At 66.5% G+C, this 22,723-nt stretch carries 26 protein-coding genes and 2 tRNA genes; 16 read left to right on the top strand and 12 right to left on the bottom strand.

Annotation, left to right across the window (positions count from 1 at the left end; genetic code table 11):
• Positions 1 to 22: 22 nt before the first annotated feature.
• Entirely contained in the window at positions 23 to 1,516 is a 1,494-nt protein-coding gene (guaB, locus tag ACOZ4O_RS01750; protein WP_424523594.1) for an IMP dehydrogenase, read from the top strand.
• 150 nt (positions 1,517 to 1,666) lie between these two features.
• Here the strand turns inward: guaB and ACOZ4O_RS01745 are convergent, their stop codons facing one another.
• Together ACOZ4O_RS01745 and ACOZ4O_RS01740 are read right to left on the bottom strand one after the other, a co-directional pair.
• Positions 1,667 to 1,891: a hypothetical protein gene (locus ACOZ4O_RS01745; protein WP_424523593.1), complete on the bottom strand. Its 225-nt coding sequence runs from the start codon at positions 1,889 to 1,891 to the stop codon at positions 1,667 to 1,669.
• 99 nt (positions 1,892 to 1,990) lie between these two features.
• Entirely contained in the window at positions 1,991 to 2,650 is a 660-nt protein-coding gene (locus tag ACOZ4O_RS01740; protein ID WP_424523592.1) for an HAD family hydrolase, read from the bottom strand.
• 179 nt (positions 2,651 to 2,829) lie between these two features.
• Between ACOZ4O_RS01740 and ACOZ4O_RS01735 the strand changes: the two genes are divergently transcribed.
• From ACOZ4O_RS01735 to dpsA (ACOZ4O_RS01715), 5 genes are all read left to right on the top strand, one after another.
• Positions 2,830 to 3,441, top strand: a complete 612-nt coding sequence (locus tag ACOZ4O_RS01735) for a class I SAM-dependent methyltransferase (protein WP_424523591.1) — start codon at positions 2,830 to 2,832, stop codon at positions 3,439 to 3,441.
• Positions 3,442 to 3,547: 106 nt separating this feature from the next.
• The gene (locus tag ACOZ4O_RS01730; protein ID WP_424523590.1) at positions 3,548 to 3,835 is read left to right on the top strand and encodes a hypothetical protein; all 288 of its coding nucleotides are present in this window, start codon (positions 3,548 to 3,550) and stop codon (positions 3,833 to 3,835) included.
• 195 nt (positions 3,836 to 4,030) lie between these two features.
• The gene (dpsA, locus tag ACOZ4O_RS01725; protein ID WP_424523589.1) at positions 4,031 to 4,567 is read left to right on the top strand and encodes a DNA starvation/stationary phase protection protein DpsA; all 537 of its coding nucleotides are present in this window, start codon (positions 4,031 to 4,033) and stop codon (positions 4,565 to 4,567) included.
• Between the two features lie 2 nt (positions 4,568 to 4,569).
• Positions 4,570 to 5,142 (top strand): DNA starvation/stationary phase protection protein DpsA, encoded by a 573-nt coding sequence (gene dpsA, locus ACOZ4O_RS01720; protein ID WP_424523588.1) that lies wholly within the window; start codon positions 4,570 to 4,572, stop codon positions 5,140 to 5,142.
• Positions 5,139 to 5,696, top strand: coding sequence for a DNA starvation/stationary phase protection protein DpsA (dpsA, locus tag ACOZ4O_RS01715; protein ID WP_424523587.1), 558 nt, complete (start codon positions 5,139 to 5,141; stop codon positions 5,694 to 5,696). The genes dpsA (ACOZ4O_RS01720) and dpsA (ACOZ4O_RS01715) overlap by 4 nt, the downstream gene beginning before the upstream one ends.
• 51 nt (positions 5,697 to 5,747) lie before the next feature.
• Here dpsA (ACOZ4O_RS01715) and ACOZ4O_RS01710 read toward each other — a convergent pair whose 3' ends face one another.
• Both ACOZ4O_RS01710 and ACOZ4O_RS01705 read right to left on the bottom strand, forming a co-directional pair.
• On the bottom strand, positions 5,748 to 6,965 hold the full coding sequence (locus tag ACOZ4O_RS01710) for an ABC transporter substrate-binding protein (RefSeq protein ID WP_424523586.1): 1,218 nt from the start codon (positions 6,963 to 6,965) through the stop codon (positions 5,748 to 5,750).
• A 147-nt stretch (positions 6,966 to 7,112) separates the two neighbouring features.
• Positions 7,113 to 7,184: transfer RNA gene (locus ACOZ4O_RS01705), tRNA-Ala, on the bottom strand.
• A gap of 215 nt (positions 7,185 to 7,399) precedes the next feature.
• Between ACOZ4O_RS01705 and ACOZ4O_RS01700 the strand changes: the two genes are divergently transcribed.
• The 4 genes from ACOZ4O_RS01700 to ACOZ4O_RS01685 are packed head-to-tail and all read left to right on the top strand — an operon-like array spanning position 7,400 to position 9,836.
• Positions 7,400 to 7,864 (top strand): 30S ribosomal protein S15, encoded by a 465-nt coding sequence (locus ACOZ4O_RS01700; RefSeq protein WP_424523585.1) that lies wholly within the window; start codon positions 7,400 to 7,402, stop codon positions 7,862 to 7,864.
• Entirely contained in the window at positions 7,865 to 8,974 is a 1,110-nt protein-coding gene (locus tag ACOZ4O_RS01695; RefSeq protein ID WP_424523584.1) for a hypothetical protein, read from the top strand.
• Positions 8,971 to 9,210 carry a KEOPS complex subunit Pcc1 gene (locus ACOZ4O_RS01690; RefSeq protein ID WP_424523583.1) on the top strand — a complete coding sequence of 80 codons (240 nt, stop codon included), beginning with the start codon at positions 8,971 to 8,973 and terminating at the stop codon, positions 9,208 to 9,210. Before ACOZ4O_RS01695 ends, ACOZ4O_RS01690 begins: the two co-directional genes overlap by 4 nt.
• Positions 9,207 to 9,836 carry a 30S ribosomal protein S3ae gene (locus ACOZ4O_RS01685; RefSeq protein ID WP_424523582.1) on the top strand — a complete coding sequence of 210 codons (630 nt, stop codon included), beginning with the start codon at positions 9,207 to 9,209 and terminating at the stop codon, positions 9,834 to 9,836. The genes ACOZ4O_RS01690 and ACOZ4O_RS01685 overlap by 4 nt, the downstream gene beginning before the upstream one ends.
• Here ACOZ4O_RS01685 and ACOZ4O_RS01680 read toward each other — a convergent pair whose 3' ends face one another.
• On the bottom strand, positions 9,837 to 10,325 hold the full coding sequence (locus ACOZ4O_RS01680) for a cupredoxin domain-containing protein (protein WP_424523581.1): 489 nt from the start codon (positions 10,323 to 10,325) through the stop codon (positions 9,837 to 9,839).
• 88 nt (positions 10,326 to 10,413) lie between these two features.
• Between ACOZ4O_RS01680 and ACOZ4O_RS01675 the strand changes: the two genes are divergently transcribed.
• Together ACOZ4O_RS01675 and ACOZ4O_RS01670 are read left to right on the top strand one after the other, a co-directional pair.
• Positions 10,414 to 11,106, top strand: a complete 693-nt coding sequence (locus ACOZ4O_RS01675) for a protein sorting system archaetidylserine synthase (RefSeq protein ID WP_424523580.1) — start codon at positions 10,414 to 10,416, stop codon at positions 11,104 to 11,106.
• 23 nt (positions 11,107 to 11,129) lie between these two features.
• A complete protein-coding gene (locus tag ACOZ4O_RS01670) occupies positions 11,130 to 12,431 on the top strand; it encodes a HEAT repeat domain-containing protein (protein ID WP_424523579.1) in 1,302 nt (433 codons plus the stop codon).
• On the opposite strand, the gene ACOZ4O_RS01665 is transcribed toward ACOZ4O_RS01670, so the two are convergent.
• Positions 12,428 to 12,667, bottom strand: a complete 240-nt coding sequence (locus ACOZ4O_RS01665; protein WP_424523578.1) for a hypothetical protein — start codon at positions 12,665 to 12,667, stop codon at positions 12,428 to 12,430. The genes ACOZ4O_RS01670 and ACOZ4O_RS01665 overlap by 4 nt on opposite strands.
• A 68-nt stretch (positions 12,668 to 12,735) precedes the next feature.
• Here ACOZ4O_RS01665 and ACOZ4O_RS01660 point away from each other — a divergent pair, with 68 nt between their 5' ends.
• Positions 12,736 to 14,313, top strand: a complete 1,578-nt coding sequence (locus ACOZ4O_RS01660) for a phospholipase D-like domain-containing protein (protein ID WP_424523577.1) — start codon at positions 12,736 to 12,738, stop codon at positions 14,311 to 14,313.
• Here ACOZ4O_RS01660 and ACOZ4O_RS01655 read toward each other — a convergent pair.
• Complete coding sequence (locus ACOZ4O_RS01655; RefSeq protein ID WP_424523576.1) at positions 14,252 to 16,135, bottom strand: DHH family phosphoesterase; 1,884 nt, start codon at positions 16,133 to 16,135, stop codon at positions 14,252 to 14,254. The two genes, ACOZ4O_RS01660 and ACOZ4O_RS01655, sit on opposite strands and share 62 nt — an antisense overlap.
• 95 nt (positions 16,136 to 16,230) lie before the next feature.
• On the opposite strand from ACOZ4O_RS01655, the gene ACOZ4O_RS01650 reads away from it, so the two are divergent.
• A complete protein-coding gene (locus ACOZ4O_RS01650) occupies positions 16,231 to 16,710 on the top strand; it encodes a Mov34/MPN/PAD-1 family protein (RefSeq protein ID WP_424523575.1) in 480 nt (159 codons plus the stop codon).
• Entirely contained in the window at positions 16,707 to 17,132 is a 426-nt protein-coding gene (locus ACOZ4O_RS01645; RefSeq protein ID WP_424523574.1) for an adenylyltransferase/cytidyltransferase family protein, read from the top strand. Before ACOZ4O_RS01650 ends, ACOZ4O_RS01645 begins: the two co-directional genes overlap by 4 nt.
• A 48-nt stretch (positions 17,133 to 17,180) precedes the next feature.
• On the opposite strand, the gene ACOZ4O_RS01640 is transcribed toward ACOZ4O_RS01645, so the two are convergent.
• From ACOZ4O_RS01640 to ACOZ4O_RS01620, 5 genes are all read right to left on the bottom strand, one after another.
• Positions 17,181 to 17,447, bottom strand: coding sequence for a hypothetical protein (locus ACOZ4O_RS01640; RefSeq protein WP_424523573.1), 267 nt, complete (start codon positions 17,445 to 17,447; stop codon positions 17,181 to 17,183).
• A gap of 263 nt (positions 17,448 to 17,710) precedes the next feature.
• A tRNA-Gly gene (locus ACOZ4O_RS01635) sits at positions 17,711 to 17,781 on the bottom strand.
• 208 nt (positions 17,782 to 17,989) lie between these two features.
• Positions 17,990 to 18,619, bottom strand: a complete 630-nt coding sequence (locus ACOZ4O_RS01630) for a class I SAM-dependent methyltransferase (protein WP_424523572.1) — start codon at positions 18,617 to 18,619, stop codon at positions 17,990 to 17,992.
• Entirely contained in the window at positions 18,616 to 20,691 is a 2,076-nt protein-coding gene (locus ACOZ4O_RS01625) for a type II secretion system F family protein (protein WP_424523571.1), read from the bottom strand. Before ACOZ4O_RS01625 ends, ACOZ4O_RS01630 begins: the two co-directional genes overlap by 4 nt.
• Positions 20,688 to 22,352, bottom strand: a complete 1,665-nt coding sequence (locus ACOZ4O_RS01620) for a type II/IV secretion system ATPase subunit (RefSeq protein ID WP_424523570.1) — start codon at positions 22,350 to 22,352, stop codon at positions 20,688 to 20,690. The genes ACOZ4O_RS01625 and ACOZ4O_RS01620 overlap by 4 nt, the downstream gene beginning before the upstream one ends.
• Positions 22,353 to 22,457: 105 nt before the next feature.
• Between ACOZ4O_RS01620 and ACOZ4O_RS01615 the strand changes: the two genes are divergently transcribed.
• Positions 22,458 to 22,723: DUF5793 family protein (locus ACOZ4O_RS01615; RefSeq protein ID WP_424523569.1), on the top strand; the 266-nt coding region annotated here is incomplete at its 3' end.

Genomic DNA, 22,723 nt, shown 5'->3' with positions numbered 1-22,723 from the left:
CCCACGAACGTGTGCGGTTTACATGGCGCGAGACGATTCCAGCGACGGACACTTCTCCGAGAAACTCCAGGTACCGGAAGCGCTGACCTTCGACGACGTTCTTCTCCGCCCGAAGGAGAGCCGCGTTGAGCCCGACGCAGCGGATGTCTCCACGCGCGTCTCCAAGAACGTGGAACTCAACGCGCCCGTGCTCTCCGCGGCGATGGACACCGTCACCGAAAGCGGCCTCGCCATCGCGCTCGCCCGCGAAGGCGGCCTCGGCGTCCTCCACCAGAACATGGACGCAGAGGAGATGGCAGCCGAAGTCGAGCGCGTGAAGCGCGCGGACGAACTCGTCATCCGCCGCGAGGACGTGGTCACCGCGCGCCCCGGCCAGACCATTAGCGAAGTGGACGCGATGATGGCGCGCGAGGGCGTGAGCGGCGCGCCTGTCGTCGACGACGCGGACGAAGTCCTCGGCATCATCTCGAACACGGACATCCGGCCGTACCTCGGCGTGAACGAGGACGACCTCGTGGAGGAGGCGATGACGGACGAAGTCATCACCGCCGGCCCCGAAGTCGAGGCGCGCGAGGCGCTCGACCTGATGTACGACCACAAGGTCGAACGCATCCCCATCGTCGAGGACGGCGCGCTCGCCGGTCTCGTGACGATGCAGAGCATCCTCGAACGCCGGGAACACGACGACGCCGCGCGGGACGAGAACGGCGAACTCGTCGTCGGCGTCGCCGTCGGCCCGTTCGACGTGGAGCGCGCGAAAACCGCGGACGATGCGGGTGCAGACGTCGTGTTCATCGACTGCGCGCACGCGCACAACCTCAACGTCATCGACTCCGCGCGCGAAATCCGCGAGACTATCGACGCGGACGTGGTCGTCGGGAACGTCGGCACGAAGGAGGCCGCCGAGGAAATCGTGGACTTCGCGGACGGCATCAAGGTCGGCATCGGCCCCGGCTCAATCTGCACGACGCGCGTCGTCACGGGCGCCGGGATGCCCCAGATTACCGCGGTCGCCGAGGTCGCTGACGTGGCCGCGGAGTACGACGTGCCCGTCATCGCGGACGGCGGCATCCGGTACTCCGGGGACGCCGCGAAGGCCATTGCCGCGGGCGCGGACGCCGTGATGCTCGGTTCCTACTTCGCCGGTACGGACGAAGCCCCCGGCCGCGTCATCACCGTGGACGGCAAGAAGTACAAGCAGTACCGGGGAATGGGCTCCGTCGGCGCGATGCAGTCCGGCGGCGGCGAACGCTACCTCAAGGAAGAACAGGAAGACGAGGAGTTCGTTCCTGAAGGTGTCGAGGCCGCGACCCCCTACAAGGGCAGCGTCGCGTCCGAACTCCACCAGCTCGTCGGCGGCATCCAGTCCGGCATGGGGTACGTCGGCGCGGAGACCATTCCGGACTACAAGGAGCGCGCGGAGTTCGTCCGAGTGTCCCAGGCCGGGCAGACCGAAGGCCACCCGCACGACGTGATGATTACGGACGAAGCGCCGAACTACAGCCCGCAGAACTAGGTCGTCTGACAGCGCGGACTACAGAATCCCGTTTTCGCTGCCTTCGCGTCCGGGTATGCCTTGAACTCGCCACCACACGTGTCGCACTCGTAGGTGTCGAAGTCCGACATACTCGGGGATATCGCTGCGAGTCAAAAAATCGTTGTGGCGCTACCGGGATTCAGTGCGGACGTACTCGCGGAACGCGTCCCTCGCCGCCCCCACGTCCGGCACCTCGATGAGGGTGCTGCGGACGCTGCGTTCGTCGTCCTCGGGGGACGGGTCGTAGCTGTCAGTGAGGATTTTCGCCTCGTACTGCCCTCCCTTCTTCACGATGAATACTCCATCCGTCTTCTCCCCGAGCGTCCAGCGGCCGGCGCGGTGTCGTACAGTCACTGTTCTCACCTGAACGTTCCTGACATTCGACGCCACCACCATATATCTTTGGTAGGTGGTAACTACTAACATGGCAGGTGCGAAAAAGGGGGGCGGCCGTCAGGGCGCGCAGATGTCGTGCAGGTCGTCCAGCCCGTCGATGTCGTGGGTCGGCTCCACGTTCAGATACCAGTCCTCGCGGTGCGGGCGGCGGATGAACGCCGAGTCGATGCCCGCGTTGTTCGCCGCGTGGATGTCGGACTCGTTGTCCCCGACGAACAGCGCGTTCGTCGTCCCCAGGTCCTCCAGCGCGCGGTGGAGGTAGTATGGGTTCGGCTTCCGGCGTCGCAGGCTTTCCAGCGTCGGTTCGCGGCCGTACACCGCGCCGAATCGGTCGGAGACTCCGTAGTGGTCGAGCACGAACTCGACGGTCGCCTGCTGGTTCGAACTCACGACCCCGTAATCGAGGTCGAGGTCGTCCAGCACGTGCAGGTCGTCGTAGAGGGTTTTGCGGCCCTCGTGGACCTCAGTGCGTTGCGCGAGCGTTCCCGCTCGGTCGCGAATCTCCCAGAGTTGATGGGGGTTCAAGTCGTACGCGTTACAGATATCGTCGATGTCCGACGGGTCCACACCCGCGGCCATCGTCTCGATGTGCTCGGGGTCGGGGTCGGTCACACCGAACTGCTTGAAGGTCGTCTCAGCGGCCTCGCGCAGCACGTTGTAACTCGTCCGACCGACGAGAACCCCGTCGTTGTCGAACACGACGGCGTCGTAGCTCATATCAATGCTTGGGACTCAGCGCGTATAAGGGTTTCATCGGCCGTGGCGTTCCACCGCGCACCACGGGCCTCGCGCCCTGTGTCCCGCGACAGCACTGCGATACCACTGGCGAACGAGCGCGGCGTTCGGGACTCCGGCGAGTCGCGGGGTATAAACACCGGACGCGCGTTCTCCGAACTATGCACCCGGACGACGTTCGCGAGGACTGGGCGGAGCGCTCCGGGGAGTTCTCGCCGGAGTACTACGCCCACCTCGGACCGAACGACGTGAGCGAGACGCTCGCCGACGCGTTCACGCACTACCTCGCGGACGACGCGTCGATTCTCGAACTCGGCTGTGGCTCCGGCCGCCACCTTTCGCACCTCCACGAGCGCGGGTTCGAGAACCTCCACGGCATCGACATCAACGCCGAGTCGTTCGACGTGATGGCCGAGCACTTCCCGCGACTCCACGACACCGGGACCTTCCACGCGGGCGCGCTCGAAGACCGGTTACCCGAGTTCGACGAGGGTACGTTCGACGCCGTGTACAGTGTGGAAACACTCCAACACGTCCATCCCGCGGACGACTGGGTGTTCGAGGAGGTCGTGCGCGTCACCGACGACTTGCTCGCCACCGCGGAGAACGAGGGGAACAATCCGACCGCCGGCGACCAAGACGTGAGTTACGTGAACGACGACTTCCCGCTCTACCACCGCGACTGGAAGCGCGTGTTCAGCGACCTCGGCGCCGCACAGCTCTTGGCGGAATCCACGTCTCGCGACACGATTCGCGTGTTTCGCGTGCTCTGACCGCCGCGAAACCCCGGCCGGCGAACACGTATTCGTTCTGACCAAATACTAATGGGGGTGTCCGTGATGGGTTAGCGCAGAGTCGCACGAGCAGTGCGCCATCACGATGGATTGTTATCGCTGCAGACGCGCCGCCGACTACGACCGAATCGCCGTGGGTCGCGCATCCGGGACGGTGGCGGGAAGCCTCTGCCTCGACTGTGAGGACGGCTGGCTGACCCCGCAGACGCCCGCGTCGATGACGACGTGCTTCGACTGCGGGGGCTCCCCCGACCTCTTCTTCCCCAGGTGGGACTCCATCGTGGAGAGCGACGACGGCACCGGCCCCGTCGAGACAGAGTACCGGATTCACCTCACCACGCCGGCCGCCTGCCACCTCTGCCTCGACAGATAGTCCGGCGGCCTGGACTCCAGACAGTGTGCTCGATAGTGGCAACGCGCAGAACTGGCGAGGCGGTCGGAGCGCGGCCGTCGGTTCGGTATCCTGAGTTGATTTTGCGTTTTCGGACAACCTAAATTCTTAGAGTCGAAAAAATAGTTGTTTCTGTGGAAAACGTTTAAGTCAATTCCGTGCGTTCGTACGAACGCAATGAGCACCCAGGAGACCGTTCGTCGGAAGGCCGGTAGCGTCGAGGAGAACGCGGTCCGCATCGAGACCGCGAAGGCCGAACAGATCGTGGAAGCGCTGAACGTCGACCTCGCGGCGACGTACGTGCTCTACCACCAGCTCCGCAAGCACCACTGGAACGTCGAGGGCGCCGAGTTCAACGACCTCCACGAGTTCCTCGGCGAGCGAGCGGAGGAAGCAGAAGCCGCCGCGGACGAACTCGCGGAGCGCGCACAGGCGCTCGGCGGCGTCCCCATCAGCGGCCCCGCGAACCTCGAAGAGCACGCACCCGTCGAATTCGAGGGCGAGGACGTCTACGACATCCGCACGTCGCTCGAACACGACCGCGAGCTGTACGGCGACGTCATCGAGACCGTCCGCGAACACGTCGGTCTCGCCGAGGACCTCGAGGACTACGCGACGAGCGAACTCCTCCGCGACGTCCTCGAAAACCTCGAAAACGCCGCACACGAAATCGACCACTACCTCGAGGACGACACGCTCGTCCGCACGAACTGACGATGGCGAACCCGCAAACCGGCCGCCTCGTCCAGCCGCTCGACGGCGCGACCGTCCGCCAGGAGTGGGGGACGGTCGAGGAGAACGCACTCCGCATCAACCGCGAGGACGCGGCGCGCGTCGTGGAGGCGTTGAACGCCGACCACGCGGGCGCGTTCAACCTCTTCTACCTCCTGCGCAAGCACTACTGGACGGCCGCCGGCGCGGAACACGAACAGGTCGCGGACGTGCTCAAGGACGGCTACGAGCGAGCGCGCGACCTGAACGACACCATCGCCGAACGCATCACCGAACTCGGCGGCGTCCCGGCGAGCACACCGCCCCAGATTCAGGACTACTCGCCCGTCCACCTGGAGGCCGAACACCTCTTCGACCTCCGCGCGTCTCTCGAGGGCGACCTGGAGGCGTACGCGACGCTCGCCGCGAGCATGCGCGACCACGTCACGCTCGCGAAACAGGTCGGTGACGAGGCGACTGTCGACCTGCTTCAGGACGAACTGGAAGACCTCGAAGACGCCGCGCACGACCTCGAAGAACTGCTCGCGGACGACACGCTCGTGGAGGTGTCGCGATGAGCGCACCCCACCTCCGCCATCCCGGTGAGGACGCGCTCCGCCAGGAGTGGGGAACGGTCGGAGAGAACGCGCTCCGCCTCGACACCGCCACGACCGAGGAACTGGTGGCGGCGCTGAACCGCGACCTCTCCGGACTCTACATCCTGTTCAACCAACTCCGCAAGCAGTACTGGACGCTCAGCGGCCGCGATGTCGGCCAAGTCGTGGAGTTCCTAGAGGACGCGGCGGACCGACTCGCGGAGATGACGGACGAGCTCGCCATCCGCGTCGTCGCCCTCGGCGGCGTGCCCGTGAACGGACCGAAGGGCATCCGCGAGCACGCGCCGCTCCGCATCGAAGCCGGCGACGTCTACGACCTCCGGTCGTCGCTCTCGAACGACCTCGACGGGTACGCGACGCTCGCCGTGCAGTTCCGCGACCACATCACGCTGGCCGACGAACTGGGCGACAACGGAACCTCCGACGTGCTCCGAGACCACATCAGAACCATCGAAGACGACGCGCACGACCTCGAGAAGTTCCTCGCGGACGACACGCTCGTCCGCGACGACTGACGGAACAGTATTTTTCGCGACGCCGAAGTCCCGTGAGAGTTTTCAAGACCGTTACTCGCCGGTGATGATGGCCGCGACCTCGTCGCGGTCGAAGAACTGCTCTTCCGCGGGAATATCAGGGTACGGGCCCTCTGTGTACTCGGGCCACTCGCCGTACACGTCGGGGTAGAGCTGTTTCGCGGTCATTTCGAGTTGGAAGAGGTTCAGAATCGGCCCCTGGTAGCGGCCGCCCTGCGGGTAGATGCGGTCGTTCTGCACGGCGGTGAGCGTCTGTCCGACGGGGTCGTCCTTGAGCGTCGTGCGGATTTCGCTCATGTTGTAGGACGGGTGCAGGCCGCCGAAGACGAGGATGACGTCGGGGTCAGCCTGCGCGAGCGCTTCCATGTCGACCCGGGAGCCGGATTTCACGTCGTCGCCGAACGCGTCGACGGGATTGAACGGGCGGACGTGCGCGGTGAGGAAGCCGGGAGTGTCGACGTTGTAGATGTAGGGCGCACTCGGGTCGCTGAACCCGCCCATGACGATGCTCGGACTGTCCGACGCGTCGGGGAGGTCGGCCTCGATGGTGGCGAGGACGTCGTCGTGGATGGCAGCGAGTGCCTCGTACTTCTTCTCGTCCTTGAAGACCTGCGCGACCTTCTCGAACATCTCCCAGAGCGTGTAGTACTCGTAGGAGTCGGCGTAGGCCGCCGGCGGTTCGGTGTGGCGGTGACTGTACTGATTGCCGAACCACGGGCTGATATTGGTCTCGACCTCCTCGATGTCCGCCATGTCCCAGTTGTCGAGCGCGAGCACGCTCGCGGGGTCGGCGAGGTGAACGTCGCTGTCGAGGCTGTAGAGTTTCTCCTTCGACGTGGTCCACGACGAGTAGAGGCCGGTCCAGTCGAGTTCGACGCCGGGGAGACGGGGCGTGAACTGGTTCCAGAGAGCGTCGTAGTAGCCGGGGGCGTGCATCGCGTTCACGTCGTTTCCGCGACCGAGCGCGAACGCCATTCCCGCGAGATGCGTGAGCCGGGTGAAGATCGTCTCCGGGACCTCTTCGAATTCGACCTCACCCATCGGCGCCATCGACACCGAGTACGGTCCACCCGCCGCGGTCGTGTTGTCGGTGGTTCCGGTCGTGGTCTCCGTGGACGTTCCGGCGGTCGTCGTGGTGTCGCCGCTGCCGCTGGAACAACCGGCGAGCAAACCGCCGACGAGGAGGCCGCTACCGCCCTTGAGGTAGTCTCTGCGTGTCGCGTTCGGGAGCGCGTCTGAGTCGCGAACCATACTTTTAGGCCAACCTAATACACCATAAGTGCTACGAGTTTTAGGTAGCCCTAAACCTTTCGGGAGTCAACTAGAACGTCCGGAAATAAGACATCGAGCGCTACAACAGCGGCTTTTCGAAGTGAGTGCAACGGCGAGAAACGACGATGGACTCGTCGGGATTTGAACCCGAGGCCTTCCCCGTGCCAGGGGGATGATCTACCACTGATCTACGAGCCCTCGCGTTCATTCGTTGGGCAGGGTTTTCATATAAGACTCTCGGTTCGGAGTGCAACGCGGGAAGTGAAACCCTTTAGAGTCTCGGTCCAGTCCTATTCCGTAGGGAACAGCACGGCCGTACTTCCGACCTGCCATCCGATTGGGTGGCTTGGGAATGCGGTAGTGCCGGCACACCAGCGTGCCGCTTGCGGTTCGTGCGGTTCCAATCATCAACAATGGCACGAATGCATACGCGACGCCGCGGGCAATCCGGTTCGGAGAAGCCCGTGGCCGACGAGCCGCCGGAGTGGAGTGACGTTGACGAGGACGCTATCGAAGAGCGTATCGTCGAACTCGCGGAGCAGGGGTTCGACCCGAGCCAGATCGGATTGAAGCTCCGTGACGAGGGCGTGCAGGGCACGCCGGTTCCGGACGTCTCCCTGGCGACGGGGAAGAGCGTCACGGAAATCCTCGAGGAGAACGACGCGCGCGCGGACGTTCCGGAGGACCTCCGGAACCTGATGGAGAAGGCTGTTCGTCTCCGCGACCACGTGAACGAGAACGGACAGGACCACCAGAACCGTCGCGCGCTCCAGAACACGGAGTCGAAGATTCGCCGCCTCGTGGACTACTACCAGGGCGACGAGTTGGACGAGGACTTCAAGTACTCGTACGACGTCGCGGTCGACATCCTCGAATAGATGGCTGCGACGGGCCGGACTGCATCGTTCGAGTCGGCGGCGCTCGCCGAGCGCGTGCGTGACGCGGCGTTCGTATACGCTGTCGCGCACGCGGACGGCGATAGCCTCGCCGCCGCGAGCCAGCTCGCTCGGGCGTGTGACGCGCTGGGGACGCCGTATCAGCTGTCGCTCGTGCGGTCGCGTTCGAGCGCGCGCTCGCGGGTCGCGTCGGTGGCCGCGTCGGACACGGCGCTCGCCATCGGTGTCGACGCCGGCGAGGACGCGCATCCGCTCGATACGGACGGCCCGCACGCGCTCGCGGCGCACGAGGTCGCGGACCGGCTCGCGCCGGAGTCCGCTGACCCCGCGCTCGCGCTCGCGGGCGCTGTCTCGACGGACTGGACGCCGCAGGGCGACGTGCTCGACGCGGCCGCCGTCTCGCGACGGCCCGGCGTCGGGATTCCGGTCGCCGACCTCGCGGACGGCCTCGCGCACTCGACGCGCCTCTCGGGTCCGTTCTCGGGCGACGAGGGAATGGCGGGTGCATTGCTCACCGAACTCGGCCTGCCCGCGGAACTCGACGCGGACGCGCACCGCCGACTCGCCTCGCGAGTCGCGCTCGACGTTACGGACGACGCGCCCGCGAGCGCCGCGGACGCGCTCTCTCGCGTTCTTCGTCCGCACGTCCTCGACGACGATTCCTTCGAGACGGTCGAGGGGTACGCGGACGTGCTCGACACGGTCGCGCGCGTCGCGCCCGGCGTCGGGACGGCGTTCGCGCTCGGTCGCGGCGACCGCGCGGACGTGCTCGACGCGTGGCGGGACGCCGCGTCCGCGGCGCACGCCGCGCTCGCCGCGACCGAGTTGAAGCGGTACAGCGGCCTCGTCACCGTCGACGCGGGCGACGCCGACCCGTGGCTAGTCGCGCGCCTCGCGCGGGACTTCCACGGCGTGGAACCCGCGGCGCTCGCGCTCGGCGACGAGTCGGCCGCGCTCGCGACGACCGACGCCGACGCCCGCCGCAATCTTGCGGCCGTCGTCGGCGCGGACCACGTCGGCGGCCGCGCCACGCTCGCAGCGAGCACCCGTCTCACCGAGGACCTCGCGGAGACCGTTCGGGGTGAACTATGACGCGGAGCGCCACCGTGCGCACTCGCGTCGAACACCCCGAACTCGTCGCCGCCGCAGTCCGCCCCGACAACACCGCCCAGATGCGGACGAAGGTCAGTGACGGCTCGGTCGTTACGCACATCGAACGCCCGAGCGTCGGCGGCCTCCGCACCACTCTGGACGACTACACGGTCAACGTCACCGTCGCATCCGAAGTCGCACAGCACGCACACCGATTCAACACTACACAACAATGAGCGAACGATCCGTCTCCAAGAAGAACCAGCAGAAGCGGTGGTACACCGTTCTCGCGCCCGAGCAGTTCGACCGCGCGGAACTCGGTGAAACCCTCGCTTCCGAACCCGAACAGGTCATCGACCGAACCATCGAAACGACGCTCGGCGAAATCACCGACCAGAGCGGCGAGAACAACGTCAAGCTCACCTTCCAGGTGGACGACGTTGGGAGCGACACTGCCTACACGAACTTCGTGAAGCACGAGCTCTCCCGCGACTACAAGCGCAGTCTCGTCCGCCACGGCTCCTCGAAGATTCACGCGGTCATCGTCGCGCGCACCCCCGACGACTACCGCATCAAGATTCAGCCCGAGGCGTACACGACGAAGCAGGCCGACGAGTCCCAGCGCAAGGCCATCCGTCGCACGATGATCGACATCGTCGAGACGGCCGCGACCGAGCGCGCGTTCGAGGACGTCATCGACTCCATCGTCGAAGGCCGGCTCTCCTCGGCTATCTACAACGACGCGAAGACCATCTACCCGCTCCGCCGGGTCGAAATCGGGAAGACGACGCTCGAAGCGCGCCCCGAAGAAGTCTACGAGGAAGAGGAGACCTCCGTCGACGTCGACGAAGGCGAAGAGTAGCTACTTTTCGACGACTTTCACGTTTCCGACCATATTCGCGGGCTCGTGCGGGATACAGTAGTAGTAGTACCAGCCCGGAACGTCGAAGACGTGCGTGTACGACTCGCTCGGCGGGATAGCGCCGCCGCCACCGACCTTGCGCTCGAAGTTCTCGAGCGCCGCCGATTCGGTGTCGTACCCGCCGGACGCGAAGTACTCGGCGCCGTCCGGCATCGCGGCGGCGACGCCGGTGACGGTGTGGTAGCGGGTGCCCGTGTTCTCCCACGTCACGGGTTCGCCGACCGTCACTTCGAGCGTCGGCACGCCGTCGGGGATGTATCCCGGGGCGTCCGCGGGCACGTCGATGGCTTTGTCGTCGACGGGGTCGAACGCGTTCGAACGCATCGCCACGTCGTAGTCGGAGGAGTCCACGAGCACGTTCGCCGCACCGGCGATGACGCCCGTCGCACCGGTCGCGCCGACTGCCGCGAGGAACGAACGACGGTCCATACACGACGTTTCGCGGCCGACCTAATAGGCGACCCGGTCCCGTCGTCCGATATAAACACGTAAGGACGCCGCTGGTGGACGAGTGGGTATGCGACCGCGTCCACGATTCGCGGGCCGGCTGGGAGCCGCGGACGTCGCGACCAGCGTGAACGCCGGCCTCGGGTTCGCTGCGGTGGCGGCGGCGACGGTGAGCGTGTCGCTCGCCGCGCGCGTCCTCCTGCTCGCAGCTATCGTGGACGCCATCGACGGCTTGCTCGCTCGACGATACGGCGGTACGCCTGTCGGCGAGTACCTCGACTCGCTCGCGGACGTGGCGTCGTTCGGCGTCGCGCCCGCGGCGCTGGTGTTCGTCGCGGTGTCGGACGCGAACCAGGACGAGTCGGTGCTCGTGCTCGCGTCCGTCGTCGCGGGCGCGCTGTTCGTCGCGGCGGCAGTGGTTCGCCTCGGTCTCTACACCGCCTACGACACGGGACGCGCGGAGACACGGGGCGTGCAGACGACGCTCGCCGGGACGATTCTCGCCGCCGCCCTGCTCGCGGGCGCGACTCCGCTCGTGTTGCTCGGCGCGCTCACCGCGTTCGTCGTGTTGATGGTGAGTCGAATCCCGTATCCCGACCTCCGTCCGGCGCACGCGCTCGCGATGGGCGTCGTACAGGCGCTCGCGCTCCTTGCGCCCAACGTCGCCACGCACGCGTTCCCCCGACTCCTGTTGGCGTTCGCGCTCGCGTACCTCCTTCTCGCCCCTCGGTTCTATCCGCGCACCGAAGGGAAACCCTCATAGGCGTACTGGCGGAACGAACCTGTATGAGCGACGAGGACGCGGATTCGGCCGACCAACCGGCCGAGAACGACGCTGAGGCGGAGGCGGAGACCGACGCCGAGGAACCCGAACTGGGGGACGTCGAGGCGTTCGAAGACCGCCTGGACGAGGCCGAATCGGCGCTGGAGGCGGCGGAGACCGAGGCGGACCTCGACGACGTCGATGAAACGCTCGACAACATCGAGGCGGACCTCGACGACGCCGACCTCCCCGAACCCGACGAGGACGAGGAGGACGCCGACGACCCCCGTGAAGAGCTAGAGAGCCGGCTCTCCGACATCCGGAGCGGCGTTGACGACCAGCGCGGCCCCTACGCCGACGACGTGGTGAGTGACGTGAACGGCGTGAAGTCCACGGTGGACGGGACGCGGTGGACGGCCGACGGCGCGGACGCCGTCGTCGAGACCGTGCAGACGTTCGCGGCGACCGTGAACGACACGCTCGGCGCGGACGTGAGCGCGCCGGACGACCTCGACACGAGCGCGTTCGACGACCTCGTCGACGCTATCGAGGCCGCCGACCTGGACGCCGACGAGGACGCCGAGGAAATCGCGGAACTGCTCGACGCGACGGACGCCCTCGAAGCCGGCGTCAAGGACGCAGAAGAGTGGACGGACCTCTCCGTGCGCGAACAACTGCGCCGGGACGGCTACTACGACTCGCTCGGCGGGAAGTTCAAGGACTTCCCGCCAGAGTGGAGCGCGCTCAAGGAGTGGCAGAAGCGCGACGACGCCGACATGGTGCTCCTGCTCATCGAGAAGATGGGGGACTCGGAGTTCATGAAGCGCCACGCCCTCGACGCCCTGAAGCACATGGGGAACGAGAACGCCATGGAGAAACTGCGCGAACTCGCGAACCGCCGCGAGATTCCCGCCATCGAAGCAATCGGAAAAATCGGGAGCGAGGACGGATTGGACGCGGTCCAGGAGTACACGGCGTCCGACTCGAACCCGCAGCTCCAGAAAGCGGGGCTGCGAGCGGTCGCCGAAATCGGGTCCGCGGCGGCGACGCAGGACGTGGCGAACCAGCTCGTCGCGGAGAACGAGAGCGTGCGCAGCGTCGCGGCGCGCTCGCTCGGACTGCTCGGTGACACGCGCGCAATCGACCCGCTCGCGGACGTGCTCGCGGACGAGGACGAGTCCGAGAGCGTGCGCGCGAGCGCGGCGTGGGCGCTCGTCCAGATCGGAACCGAGCGCGCGCTCGACGCCGCCGCGGGGTACGCGGACGAGCGGAGTTTCATCGTCCAGCAGGAAGCGCAGAAGGCCGCGCGCGCGCTCGACGCCTAGAGGAAGGTCGCGACGAACAGGCCGGCGAACGCGAGCGCGACGAGGAGGAAGCCGATTCTACCGACCCACGTGTACTCGCTCGCCTCCTGTGGGTTGAGTTGGACGCTGTACGACCCGAAGTCGGTGTCGTACTCGACGTAGCTCGGGAGTTGGAACGTTTCGACGAACAGCAGCGCGCCGCCGAGCGCGCCGGCGGCGTAGCTTGCGAGATGCAGCGTTTCTACGAGGTCGACCATGCCGGGTTCGAGGGACGCGACCGCAAAAACCCTGAGGGTTCATACCGGAAGCCGCGCCCAGACGGGTCGTGTTCCGCCTGCTCACGCTCGCGCTCGTGCTCTCCGTCTCCGTCGCGGGTGTCGTTCCGAATCCCGTGACGGACGGCGACCGCGGCGAGTACGTCACGCTCTCCGTCCCCGAGAACACTAGTCTCGGCGGGTACACGCTCTCTGACGGCGAAACCACTGTCAGTCTACCGAATGTCACCGTTTCCGGGCGGGTCGCGCTCGCCGCGGACACTGCGCTCGCCCGCAATCTCACGGACGCCCGAGTGGTTCGCGTTCCGGGGTTCCCGCGGTTGGCGAACGGCGGGGAGACGCTCGTCCTCCGACGCAACGGCACCGTCGTAGACCGAGTGACGTACGCGGACGCCCCCGAGGGGGAGGTCTTCATCAATGGGGAGTGGCGGCCGCTCGGCGCGACCGACGTGCGGACGGCGAGCGGGACCGACGTGGACGTGTCGGCGTTCACGCTTCCGGACGCCCCGGAGCGAGTACGTGCGGCGCTCCGCGGCGCGGACGACCGCGTGCTCCTCGCGGGGTACACGTTCTCGTCGCCGCGGGTCGCGCGCCTGCTCGCGGCCGCTGCGGACCGCGGCGCGACCGTGCGCGTGCTCGTGGAGGGCGGGCCGGTCGGCGGCGTCACCGACGCCTCGGCGCGCGTGCTCGACCGGCTCGTGGCGAGCGAGGTGGCCGTGCGAGTGCTCAACGGGCCGCGGGCGCGGTACGCGTACCACCACGCGAAGTACGCCGTCGCGGACGACCGCGCGCTCGTCACCTCGGAGAACTGGAAACCGGGCGGGGTCGGCGGGCACGCCACGCGCGGCTGGGGCGTCGTCCTCCGCGACCGCGGACTCGCCGACCACCTCGCGGCGGTGCACGCCGCGGACAGCACGTGGCGCGACGGAATCCCGTGGCGCGAGTACCGCGCGAACGCGACGTTCCAGGACGGCGCGCCCGCGACCGACACGTATCGGAGCGACTTTGACGCGTGGAACGGCACCGCAGAGGCGTCCGTGTTCGTCACGCCCGACGACGGACACCAAACCACGCTCTCCGTGCTTCGGAACGCGACCGACCGGCTGCTCGTCCAGCAGGTCCGCATCGACGACGACCGCTTCCTGAACGCCACGCTCGACGCCGCCCGTCGCGGCGTTCACACGCGCGTGCTGCTCGGGGGCGCGTGGTACGTCCGCGAGGAGAACAGGAAACTCGTGGACAGACTCCGAAAAACGGCGCGCGCGGAAGGCCTGCCGCTGCGGGCGCGCGTCGTCGACCCGCGGTCGCGCTTCGACCACCTGCACGTGAAGGGCGTCGTCACCGAGAACGCGGTGCTCGTCGGCAGCCTCAACTGGAACCACGAGTCCGTGGAGAACAATCGGGAGGTGATGGTCGCGTTGCGAGGAAGAGCGGTCGCGGACTACTACGCGGATGTGTTCCGCGCGGACTGGCGTGGTGGCGTGTGGCGGCTTCCGCTCGTCGCGCTCGCGGGGACGCTGCTCGTCGTTCTCGCCGCGGGCGGCGTGCTGTGGCGGCGGGTGTCGTTCAGCGGGTCGGGGCGGAGCGGAGTTCCTCGTCGAGTTCCGCGTCCGCCATCTTCTCGATGAGCGCGTCCAGCACTTGCTCGCGCATCCCGGGGACGAACCGGATGGAGCCGACGACGAGGTGGCCGCCGCCGGAGACGCCGGCGCCGGGGAGTTCGTCGTTCAGGTCGGACACCATCTGGGGGATGTCGAGGCGCACGCCATCGCTGCGGAGGACGGCGAAGTCGGGGCCGACGCCGATGGTGATGACGGGTTCGCCGGTCTCCACGACCTTCTCGTCGTGAATTTCGCCTGTCGTCTTCCCGGGCGCGGGGTACTGGAAGCGGTGGGCGTGTTCCTCCACGTCGATGGTGTAGAGGTTCGCGTCGTTCGCGACCGTGCGGTGTTCGACGTGCGGCATCGCCGCCTCCAGCTGCCGGTCGACGGCCGTCTCCGCCTTCTCGGCGAGGAACGGCACGAGGTCGCGGTGACGGTCGGCGTCCCCGCCGACGTTGAGCACGTCGTTCACGAGGGTCGCGCCGGAGTCGTAGCGGAGCATGTACGCCTCGTAGTCGAGGGCTTCGCTGATGTCGTGCAGGAAGTCCTCGTCGTAGCCGGCGTCCCGGGCGAGCGAGAGGTAGTCCGACATCGCGTCCGCCTTCGAGCGGTCGGAGAGACCGGCGACGGCGGGGACGTGGTCGAGTTCGCCGTCGAGTTCGGGCGAAATCATGCGCGCGAGTTCGACGCACATCATGCCCGTGGTGATGCGGTAGTCCTCGCCGTGCAGGTAGGGGTTGACGTGCGCGTCGACGAACGGGTCGACGGCCTCCGGGTCTGGGTGGTGGTGGTCAACGACGAGGATGGGGATGTCGTAGTGGTCGAGCGCCTCGTACGCGGGCGTGTCCTCCTCGGTGCTGCCGTTGTCGAGCATGAGGAGGAGCGGGAGTTTCTGGCCGTGGCGCGCCTGGTCTTCCAGGCCGAAGTTGAGGTCGCGGGTCGCGTCCTCCATCTCGTAGTACGGCGCCTTGCTGGGGAGGCGCTTGAGGAGGTGGCGTTTCGCGTCGTCGTCCTGGTGGGTGGCGTCGATGAACTGTTCGAGCGCGAGCTGGACCGGGACGCTCGCACACATCCCGTCGCCGTCCGCGTGGTGACGCATCCGGATGGGGCGGGATTCGAGCACGGTCTTACGGAGTTGCCGTGCGACCTCGCGGAGGTCGTCGCGGAGGCCGGAGAGCGCCGGCCACTCGACGAGCGGTTCGGTGTCGATGGGTTCGGCGCGTTCGGCGACGGCGGCGTCGAGGCGGTCGCGGAGGTCGGCCGCCGCGGGGTCGGTCAGGACTTCGATGTCCTCGATTTCGACCTGAATGCTTCCCTCCCGGGTTTCGACTTCGCCCGTGACGTGGACGACGTCTTCGAGGTCAACCCCAGGGTGCGCGCGCACGCCAGCCTCCTCGAAGGCCGTGCAGGGCGCGATACCGGTTTCGTCGCGCACGCGGAAGATAGTCGGGCCGCCGGTCTGCTTCACCTGCGCGACCTCGCCTTCGAGGTGGACGGTGTCGCCGACGCGGTCGTCGAGGGTTTCGACCGCCACTATGTCGTACTGGACGGAGCGCTCGACCGTCTCGTACTCGTCACCCGTGACGGGTTCGAAGGAGAGGTCGCCGTTGTCGCGGACGGCCGCGAGTTCGACGACGAGGTCGTCGCCCACGTCGTAGGACGCGTCCTCGGACATGTCGGACTCGTGGACGAGACCGGAGACGTGCTTGGAAGCGTCGACGAACACGCCGTACTCGACCACGCCGTTCACGCGGGCGTGGTAGCGTTCGCCGACCTCGATGTCGTCCGACGTGCAGTCGGGGGAGAGCCGATAGACGACTTCTCGGTCGTCAGAACGAGACTCACTCATTAGGACACAGGTGGGTGTCGCGGCTTTTAACTCTCCCGAAAGGCCGACTCGGGGGTATCGCAACCCTTAGAGTCGACGCGCCGCGACTACTTCGTATGTTGTTCCGTTCGCGGCGGGAGGTCGTCGGCATCGCGGCCGACACGCTCTCGTTCGCGCTGTCGGCGGCCGCCGACACGCATCCCGACGAGTACCTCGGCGTGCTGCGCGGCACGCCCGCGGGCGAACTCGGCGTCGACGCCGACGGCGACATCATCACGGACGTGCTCGTCGTCCCCGGCACCGAATCCAGTCCCGTGCAGGCAACCCTCCAGTCGAACCTCGTGCCGAACGACTCGCACACCGTCGGGAGCATTCACTCGCATCCGAACGGCGTCCTCGAACCGAGCGCGGCGGACCGTTCGATGTTCGGGAAGTGGTCGGTTCACGTCATCATGGGCGCGCCCTACGAGTCGGACTGCTGGCGGGCGTTCGACCGCGACGGCGAACCGCGGCCGCTCGACGTGCTGGACGTCGACCTCCCCGACCCCGAATCGTTCTTCGACTTCACGCAAGCGGACATCGACGAGGAGCTATGAAGGTCGTCGCGCAAGGCACGTTCGACATCATCCACCCCGGCCACGTCCACTACCTCAGCGACGCCGCGGACATGGGCGACGAGCTCCACGTCATCATCGCGCGCCGCGAGAACGTCGGCCACAAGGAAAAGCCGGTGCTGTCGAACGAGCAGCGACGGGACGTGGTCGCCGCGCTCGACGTAGTGGACCACGCCCGCATCGGCCACGAATCCGACATCTTCGCCCCCATCGAGGACATCGACCCCGACATCATCGCGCTCGGCTACGACCAACACCACGACGCCGACGGGATTCAGGCGGAACTCGACAACCGCGGCATCGACTGCACCGTCGAACGCGCGTCCCCCCGCGACCCCCAGTACGAGGACGAACTGCTCTCCACGGGCGACATCATCGACCGCATCATCGACCAGCGCTGCTGACCGACCTGTCGCTCTCGTCCCGTTCTGCGCTCGTGAAGAAGTCAATACCTACTCCTCTCGTGGCTGCGCGTCCAGCAACCGCACCACGTCCTCCGCCACCTGCTCCGGCGGCACGTCCGACTGCATGGAGAACGACTCCACGTGCGCCGCCAACAGACTCAACGCCCGCAACCCCGTCGTCTCCGCATCCTCGAACTCGTGCGACAACACGTAATCCAACTCCTCCCCATCCACCACACCAACGAAGAACCCATCCAACCCCTCGCGGCCGAGAATCTCCCGCGCAGTCTCCAAATCAGCCTCGAACTCGGACATACGTCCCACGACAAAACCCAGCCACAAAGGTACCGCGACAAAACATACACCGACCGGGATTTTGAACAGCGTCAGACGGTCGCCCGCCGGGCGCTGCGACTGACTGGCTCAAATCCCGAGATGGCTTTCGTCTCACTACGTTCGACAGAAAGTGCACCGACCGGGACTTTGAACCTCAGTCGGACGTGCTCAGGTCCCGGCGCGCGCCCTCCTTGGTTCAGAATCCACGGCTGATTCTACTGCTCACGTGGTTCGCAGAAGAATGCACCGACCGGGATTTGAACCCGGGCCATGAGCTTGGAAGGCTCAGGTCCTACCACTAGACCATCGGTGCTCGCTTCGCTCACACCGTGCATCGCAAACCATCGGTTTGCTCAACATCGGTGCGCGTTTCGCTCTATCCGGCGGTCGTTTATTGATGTTTCCTTTCGTGGAAGGGTTCACGTGTGATGACGGGCGCAACGGTGGGTGTTGCTGTAGTCGGCCGTCGCGCGGACTGGTGAACGTTCGGACGCCGCGCGACGCGTAGGGAGTCCGGACTGTCAGCCCTTCGTGACGGTCGCGTAGCAGTTCCCGCTCGACAGTTCGAAGTCGACGAGTTCGAGCGCCGAGTCGTCGATGTCCGCGCGGAACTCGTCTGGCGCGTAAATGTGGTAGAACCGCGGGACGGTGTCGCCGCCGGGAAGCGTCCAGTCTACGGTGGTGTCGAACCCGTCCGTTCGGTCGAACTTCGAGTGCGCGGTGCTCCACGCACTCACGAGCGCGCGACCATCCGCGGAGAGGACGCGGGCCAGTTCGTCGAGGCTCGCGCGTCTCGCGTCCCGCGTCGGCAGGTGGTGGATGGTCGCGACGTACACCGCGAGGTCGCATCCGCTCTCTCGTAGTGGGAGGCGGGCGGCGTCCCCTTGCACGAACGCCGCGTCGAACCCTCGTTCCGCGGCGCGAGCGACGGCCTCGTCGAGCAGGCCGCGGCTCGCGTCGACACCGACGGCGGCGTCCGCGTGCGCCGCGAGCAGTTCGGTGTGCCGGCCGTTCCCGCAACCGATGTCGAGCGCGCGCGTCGCGGGTTCCTCGTCGTCGACGAACGATTCGACTTCGGTCCACGCGTACTCCCGCGTCTGGGAGAAGTGGTGTGCGATGCGGTCGTAGGTCTCGTGGACGTGCCGGGTCATGCGAGCGTGATGAAGACGACGTACGCGATGAGAAGCATCACTGTTGCGTGTTTCGCGCCGGATTTCACGCTTCCTTCACCCATCTGCCCGGCGACGAACCCTGAGCAGACGGCTTGAACGGCGCTCGTGTGGAAGAACACGAGGCTGTAGGCGTCCTTGTCGACGTTCGCGCCGCCGAGACCGATGTTTCCGATGCCGGTGGCAGACCCGCCCGCGGGCGAGCTAGCGGAGAACAGTTCGCCGGACGGGAGGCTGGGGATGAACATCGTGTCGAGCGCGATGACGATGGTGAGGAAGACGAAGAACGCGAGGTAGATGACGACGAGGTAGGTGAGGAGTTCGTTCCGGCGTTCGCGCCGCAGCCGCTGCGTCGCCTTCGCCTCGTCCGCGGCGATGCGGAGGACGGGACCGATGTCGCCGCTCGCGTTCATCGCGTTCGTGATGAGCGTGACGACCCGGGTCACGGTCGTGGTTTGCAGGCGTTCCTCGAAGCGTTCGAGCGCGGGTTCGACGCGGCCGTTCCACGTGATGTCCGTCCACGTCTTCTTCAGTTCCGCGGAGAGCGAGCCGAGCTGGCTGCCGACGACGCGCCCGAAGCTCGCGACGATAGGCATCCCGGCCTCGTTCGTGCTGGCGAGGCGTTCGAGGAGGTCGGGGATGGCGGCCTCGATGTTCTTGATGCGGCGGCGTTCGACTTCGTAGACGGCGGCGTACGTCCCGAGCACGCCGACCGACGCGATGATGAGTGGGTCGTCGATGGAGCGCAGTCCGAGGTCGCCCGCGGTGTAGGAGAGCCACGCGTCGATACCGACGTAGAGGAGCGCGAGCGGAATCGTCACCAGGAGGAGTGATTCAGGGTGTGCGCGGACGCGCTCGACGGGGTTCCGGAGCCGGTGTTTGATGGGTGCGAGGCGGCGGTGGATGGCGAGGCGCGCGACGTTGTCGTGCTGTCCGCCGTCCGTCACCGCAGTGTCGCTCCGCCGGGGGATGTCTCGGAATCGCGTTTCGTCGGTCTCGTCGCGTGAGCCACGCGTGATGTACGAGTCCTCGGTGACGCTGTCGAGGTAGACGACGAACCCGAGCGTCGCGAGCGGGAGGACGAGGTAGGCGATGGCGCGGAGGACGGGAAGCATCCCGCCGGAGACCAGGCCGACGATGACGAGGATGGTGATGAGGAAAAGCGGGCCCGCGACGAACACGGTGACGTAGGCTTCGGCGAGCGTCGCGAGCAGTTCGAGGAACTGCTGTTGTTGGGACTCCGATTCCTCCTTGTAGTACTCGTACTCGTCGTGGAGGAAGTCCGGGAGGCTCTGTCCGCTCTGAAGCACACTGACGAGGTTTTCGCAGAGTTCGCTGAACTCGTCGCTGGGCGTGCGATTTGCCATGCGTCGCATCGCGCCGATGACGTCCGCGCCGAACAGGTCGATGTCCTTCACGGCGACGGATATCTCGGTCGCGGTCTCGCCGTACACGTCGCGGTTGCGTGCGAGGATGCGGAGGATTTCGGGGAACGCCATCCCGCTTCGGGAGAGCGCGTACATGAACGCGACGTTCCGTTCGAGTGTTGCGTCGATGCGGCGACTGCGTTCGCTCGCGCGGTAGGAGAGCATCGACCACCGGAACCGGTAGGTGGCGAGCGCGATGGCGACGCCGACGGTTGCGGCGCTCAACAGGAAGACGACGAACAACTGGAGCGGGGAGAGCGCGCCGCTCCCGACGAGCGAGGAGATGGCGGCGGGGAGGCGTGCGCGGAGCGCCGCGCCGCTCGGTGCGAGCAGGAGGATGAGGACGCCGGCGACGAGGTAGACGGTGAGGAGGCTCGCGGCGAGCGCGGCGATGGTGGCGTAGAGGAAGGTCTTCGCGGCGTACACGCGGTACGTGGTGTCGACGTGCGCGCCGTGTAGCGTCTGGACCTGTCGGGTGTTCACGTGTTCTCGCTGGCGGGCGTACGACCCGAAGAGACCGAGCGAAATCCGCGTGAGGACGCGGTCGATGCGGGGGACGACCGGGCCGAGCGCGACCACGCTGAGCCCGAGGAGGACGGCGAACAGCGGGAGGAGTTCGAGAATCATCCCTCGTCGGCGACCACGTCGGCGTCGGTGATGTCCGCGTCGACGCGGCCTTCGATGCGGGAGACGGTGCGTTCGGGGTGCGCGTAGTACTCGTTGACGAGCGCGGTGAACTGCCGGTAGTCGGTGACGCTGCTCTCGACGAGGTACTGGAGGACTTTCTTCCGGTTCCGGAGTTCGCGGAGGAGTTCGCCGCGCGACCAGCCGCGTTCGTCGCGAATTTCGTCGAGGACGACGCTGTCGAACTGCCGGAAGCTGTCGTCGCTCGCCCGCCACTCGAACGCCGTGGAGTAGTCGAGGTCGCCGGTACGCTGGTCGATACCCTCGATTTCGGCGATGGTGCGGTTGCGGCGCACGCGGTCGTCACCGACGTAGGTGAGCGTCTGTACGCAGAGGATGTCGAGGCTCTGAATCATCGCGCGCGGAACGTTGATCGGTTCGTTTTCGAGGCGGTTGATGACGGTCTGCACGCTGTCGGCGTGCATCGTGGAGTACGTCGTGTGACCGGTGTTCATCGCCTGGAAGAGCGTCATCGCTTCGTTCCCGCGGACCTCGCCGACGATGATGTACTCGGGGCGGTGGCGGAGCGCGGACCGCAGGAGGTCGTACATCGTGATGTCGTCACCCTCTCCGAGGGATTCGCGGGTCACGCTGGACAGCCAGTTGTCGTGGTAGAGCGTGAGTTCGCGCGTGTCCTCGATGGTGAGGACTTTCGAGCGCGGCGGGACGAACATCGAGATGGCGTTCATCGACGTGGTCTTTCCGGACGCCGTGCCGCCCGCGAAGATGAGGGATTTGTTGGATTCGATGGCGAGCCAGAGGTACGCCATCTGGTTCAGGTCGAACGTGTTGAAGTCGATGAGGCGGGCGGGCGTGAACGGCTCCTCGTCGTACTGGCGGATGGTGAACGCGCTCCCGCGCGGCGTCACTTCTTGGCCGAGCGCGAGTTCGGCGCGGGAGCCGTCGGGGAGCGTGGTTTCGGTGACCGGGTCGCCGATGCTGATGTGGCGACCGGACTGCTGGGCGAGGCGGACGACGAAGGAGTCGAGTTCGTCCTCGGCGAACTCGACCGTAGTCTGGATGTCGTTGTACTCGTCGTGATAGACGAATATCGGGATGTCGTAGCCGTCGCAGGACACGTCCTCGATGTGGTTGTCCTGCATCAGGGGGTCTATCTTCTCGAATCCCTCGAACGCACGGTAGAGGTAGTAGAACAGCCGATGGAAGCTCTCCGTGTCGACGACGACGCCGTACTCGGAGACCAGGTCCCGCATCTGGTCGCGGAGGACGCGCTCGGGGTTGTCGGCGTCGTAGCGCGCGCTGAAGATGAGCGTGTCGCGGATGTCCTCGAACAGTTGATCGAGGAGGTCGCGTTCGAACTCGTCGAGGCTCGGTTCGACGACGGCGTATCGGTGTTCGTTGTCGTCGTCGTTGTAGTTGATGCTGATGAACGCGTAGGGCGCGTTCACCCAGTAGCGTTCGATCTCCTCGTAGCCGTCGAGGCCGTCGAAGTCGACGAGTGGGTCGTGTTCGCTGGGGCGGTAGTCTTCGACGGAGATGTGCGTGCCGCGCAGGACGTCCGTGAGCCGCTGGAGTCGCCACTTGAGGTCGGCGGCGTGCGTCGAGAGGGAGTCGGAGAGTCCGTCGAAGAGTTCGCTCGACATTCACTCAGGGTTCGGGGGCCGTGCGCTTAAATCCTGTCGGCGACCGTCCGCGGAATCAGCGTCACGTTCAAGCCGTGTGAACACGTAGCGTACGACATAGTGCAAATGAGGAGACAGGAGTTCACCCTGGACGTGACCGACATCGACTGGGTCGAGGACGACGATGCGACGCCCGAACGCCCGACCGTCACCATCGACTTCACCGGGAGCGCTGCGCTCGAAGACCGTCTCACCGACGCCGACGGCGACCTGCTCGACGGCGACGAGATAGACGTGGCGTTCCGCCTGCAGGGCGACATCGAGGACATGGACGCGACCGGCGTCGTCGCCGTCACCCACCGTCTCACCGGTGACTTCGTGCTCGAACTCAA

The organism is Salarchaeum japonicum (genome assembly GCF_049705945.1).
Taxonomy (GTDB): domain Archaea; phylum Halobacteriota; class Halobacteria; order Halobacteriales; family Halobacteriaceae; genus Salarchaeum; species Salarchaeum japonicum_A.
This window is presented reverse-complemented; position numbering and strand designations above follow the sequence as displayed.

What these genes read in the sequence shown, in the direction of transcription:
- ACOZ4O_RS01670 (WP_424523579.1), top strand. Translation starts at nt 11,130, where the DNA reads ATGAGCGACGAGGACGCGGATTCGGCCGACCAACCGGCCGAGAACGAC.
- dpsA (WP_424523589.1), top strand. Translation starts at nt 4,031, where the DNA reads ATGAGCACCCAGGAGACCGTTCGTCGGAAGGCCGGTAGCGTCGAGGAG.
- ACOZ4O_RS01645 (WP_424523574.1), top strand. Translation starts at nt 16,707, where the DNA reads ATGAAGGTCGTCGCGCAAGGCACGTTCGACATCATCCACCCCGGCCAC.
- dpsA (WP_424523587.1), top strand. Translation starts at nt 5,139, where the DNA reads ATGAGCGCACCCCACCTCCGCCATCCCGGTGAGGACGCGCTCCGCCAG.
- ACOZ4O_RS01690 (WP_424523583.1), top strand. Translation starts at nt 8,971, where the DNA reads ATGACGCGGAGCGCCACCGTGCGCACTCGCGTCGAACACCCCGAACTC.
- ACOZ4O_RS01675 (WP_424523580.1), top strand. Translation starts at nt 10,414, where the DNA reads ATGCGACCGCGTCCACGATTCGCGGGCCGGCTGGGAGCCGCGGACGTC.
- ACOZ4O_RS01630 (WP_424523572.1), bottom strand. Translation starts at nt 18,619, where the DNA reads ATGACCCGGCACGTCCACGAGACCTACGACCGCATCGCACACCACTTC.
- guaB (WP_424523594.1), top strand. Translation starts at nt 23, where the DNA reads ATGGCGCGAGACGATTCCAGCGACGGACACTTCTCCGAGAAACTCCAG.
- ACOZ4O_RS01620 (WP_424523570.1), bottom strand. Translation starts at nt 22,352, where the DNA reads ATGTCGAGCGAACTCTTCGACGGACTCTCCGACTCCCTCTCGACGCAC.
- ACOZ4O_RS01730 (WP_424523590.1), top strand. Translation starts at nt 3,548, where the DNA reads ATGGATTGTTATCGCTGCAGACGCGCCGCCGACTACGACCGAATCGCC.
- ACOZ4O_RS01625 (WP_424523571.1), bottom strand. Translation starts at nt 20,691, where the DNA reads ATGATTCTCGAACTCCTCCCGCTGTTCGCCGTCCTCCTCGGGCTCAGC.
- ACOZ4O_RS01700 (WP_424523585.1), top strand. Translation starts at nt 7,400, where the DNA reads ATGGCACGAATGCATACGCGACGCCGCGGGCAATCCGGTTCGGAGAAG.
- ACOZ4O_RS01735 (WP_424523591.1), top strand. Translation starts at nt 2,830, where the DNA reads ATGCACCCGGACGACGTTCGCGAGGACTGGGCGGAGCGCTCCGGGGAG.
- ACOZ4O_RS01695 (WP_424523584.1), top strand. Translation starts at nt 7,865, where the DNA reads ATGGCTGCGACGGGCCGGACTGCATCGTTCGAGTCGGCGGCGCTCGCC.
- ACOZ4O_RS01680 (WP_424523581.1), bottom strand. Translation starts at nt 10,325, where the DNA reads ATGGACCGTCGTTCGTTCCTCGCGGCAGTCGGCGCGACCGGTGCGACG.
- ACOZ4O_RS01640 (WP_424523573.1), bottom strand. Translation starts at nt 17,447, where the DNA reads ATGTCCGAGTTCGAGGCTGATTTGGAGACTGCGCGGGAGATTCTCGGC.
- ACOZ4O_RS01685 (WP_424523582.1), top strand. Translation starts at nt 9,207, where the DNA reads ATGAGCGAACGATCCGTCTCCAAGAAGAACCAGCAGAAGCGGTGGTAC.
- ACOZ4O_RS01665 (WP_424523578.1), bottom strand. Translation starts at nt 12,667, where the DNA reads ATGGTCGACCTCGTAGAAACGCTGCATCTCGCAAGCTACGCCGCCGGC.
- ACOZ4O_RS01650 (WP_424523575.1), top strand. Translation starts at nt 16,231, where the DNA reads ATGTTGTTCCGTTCGCGGCGGGAGGTCGTCGGCATCGCGGCCGACACG.
- ACOZ4O_RS01655 (WP_424523576.1), bottom strand. Translation starts at nt 16,135, where the DNA reads ATGAGTGAGTCTCGTTCTGACGACCGAGAAGTCGTCTATCGGCTCTCC.
- ACOZ4O_RS01710 (WP_424523586.1), bottom strand. Translation starts at nt 6,965, where the DNA reads ATGGTTCGCGACTCAGACGCGCTCCCGAACGCGACACGCAGAGACTAC.
- dpsA (WP_424523588.1), top strand. Translation starts at nt 4,570, where the DNA reads ATGGCGAACCCGCAAACCGGCCGCCTCGTCCAGCCGCTCGACGGCGCG.
- ACOZ4O_RS01740 (WP_424523592.1), bottom strand. Translation starts at nt 2,650, where the DNA reads ATGAGCTACGACGCCGTCGTGTTCGACAACGACGGGGTTCTCGTCGGT.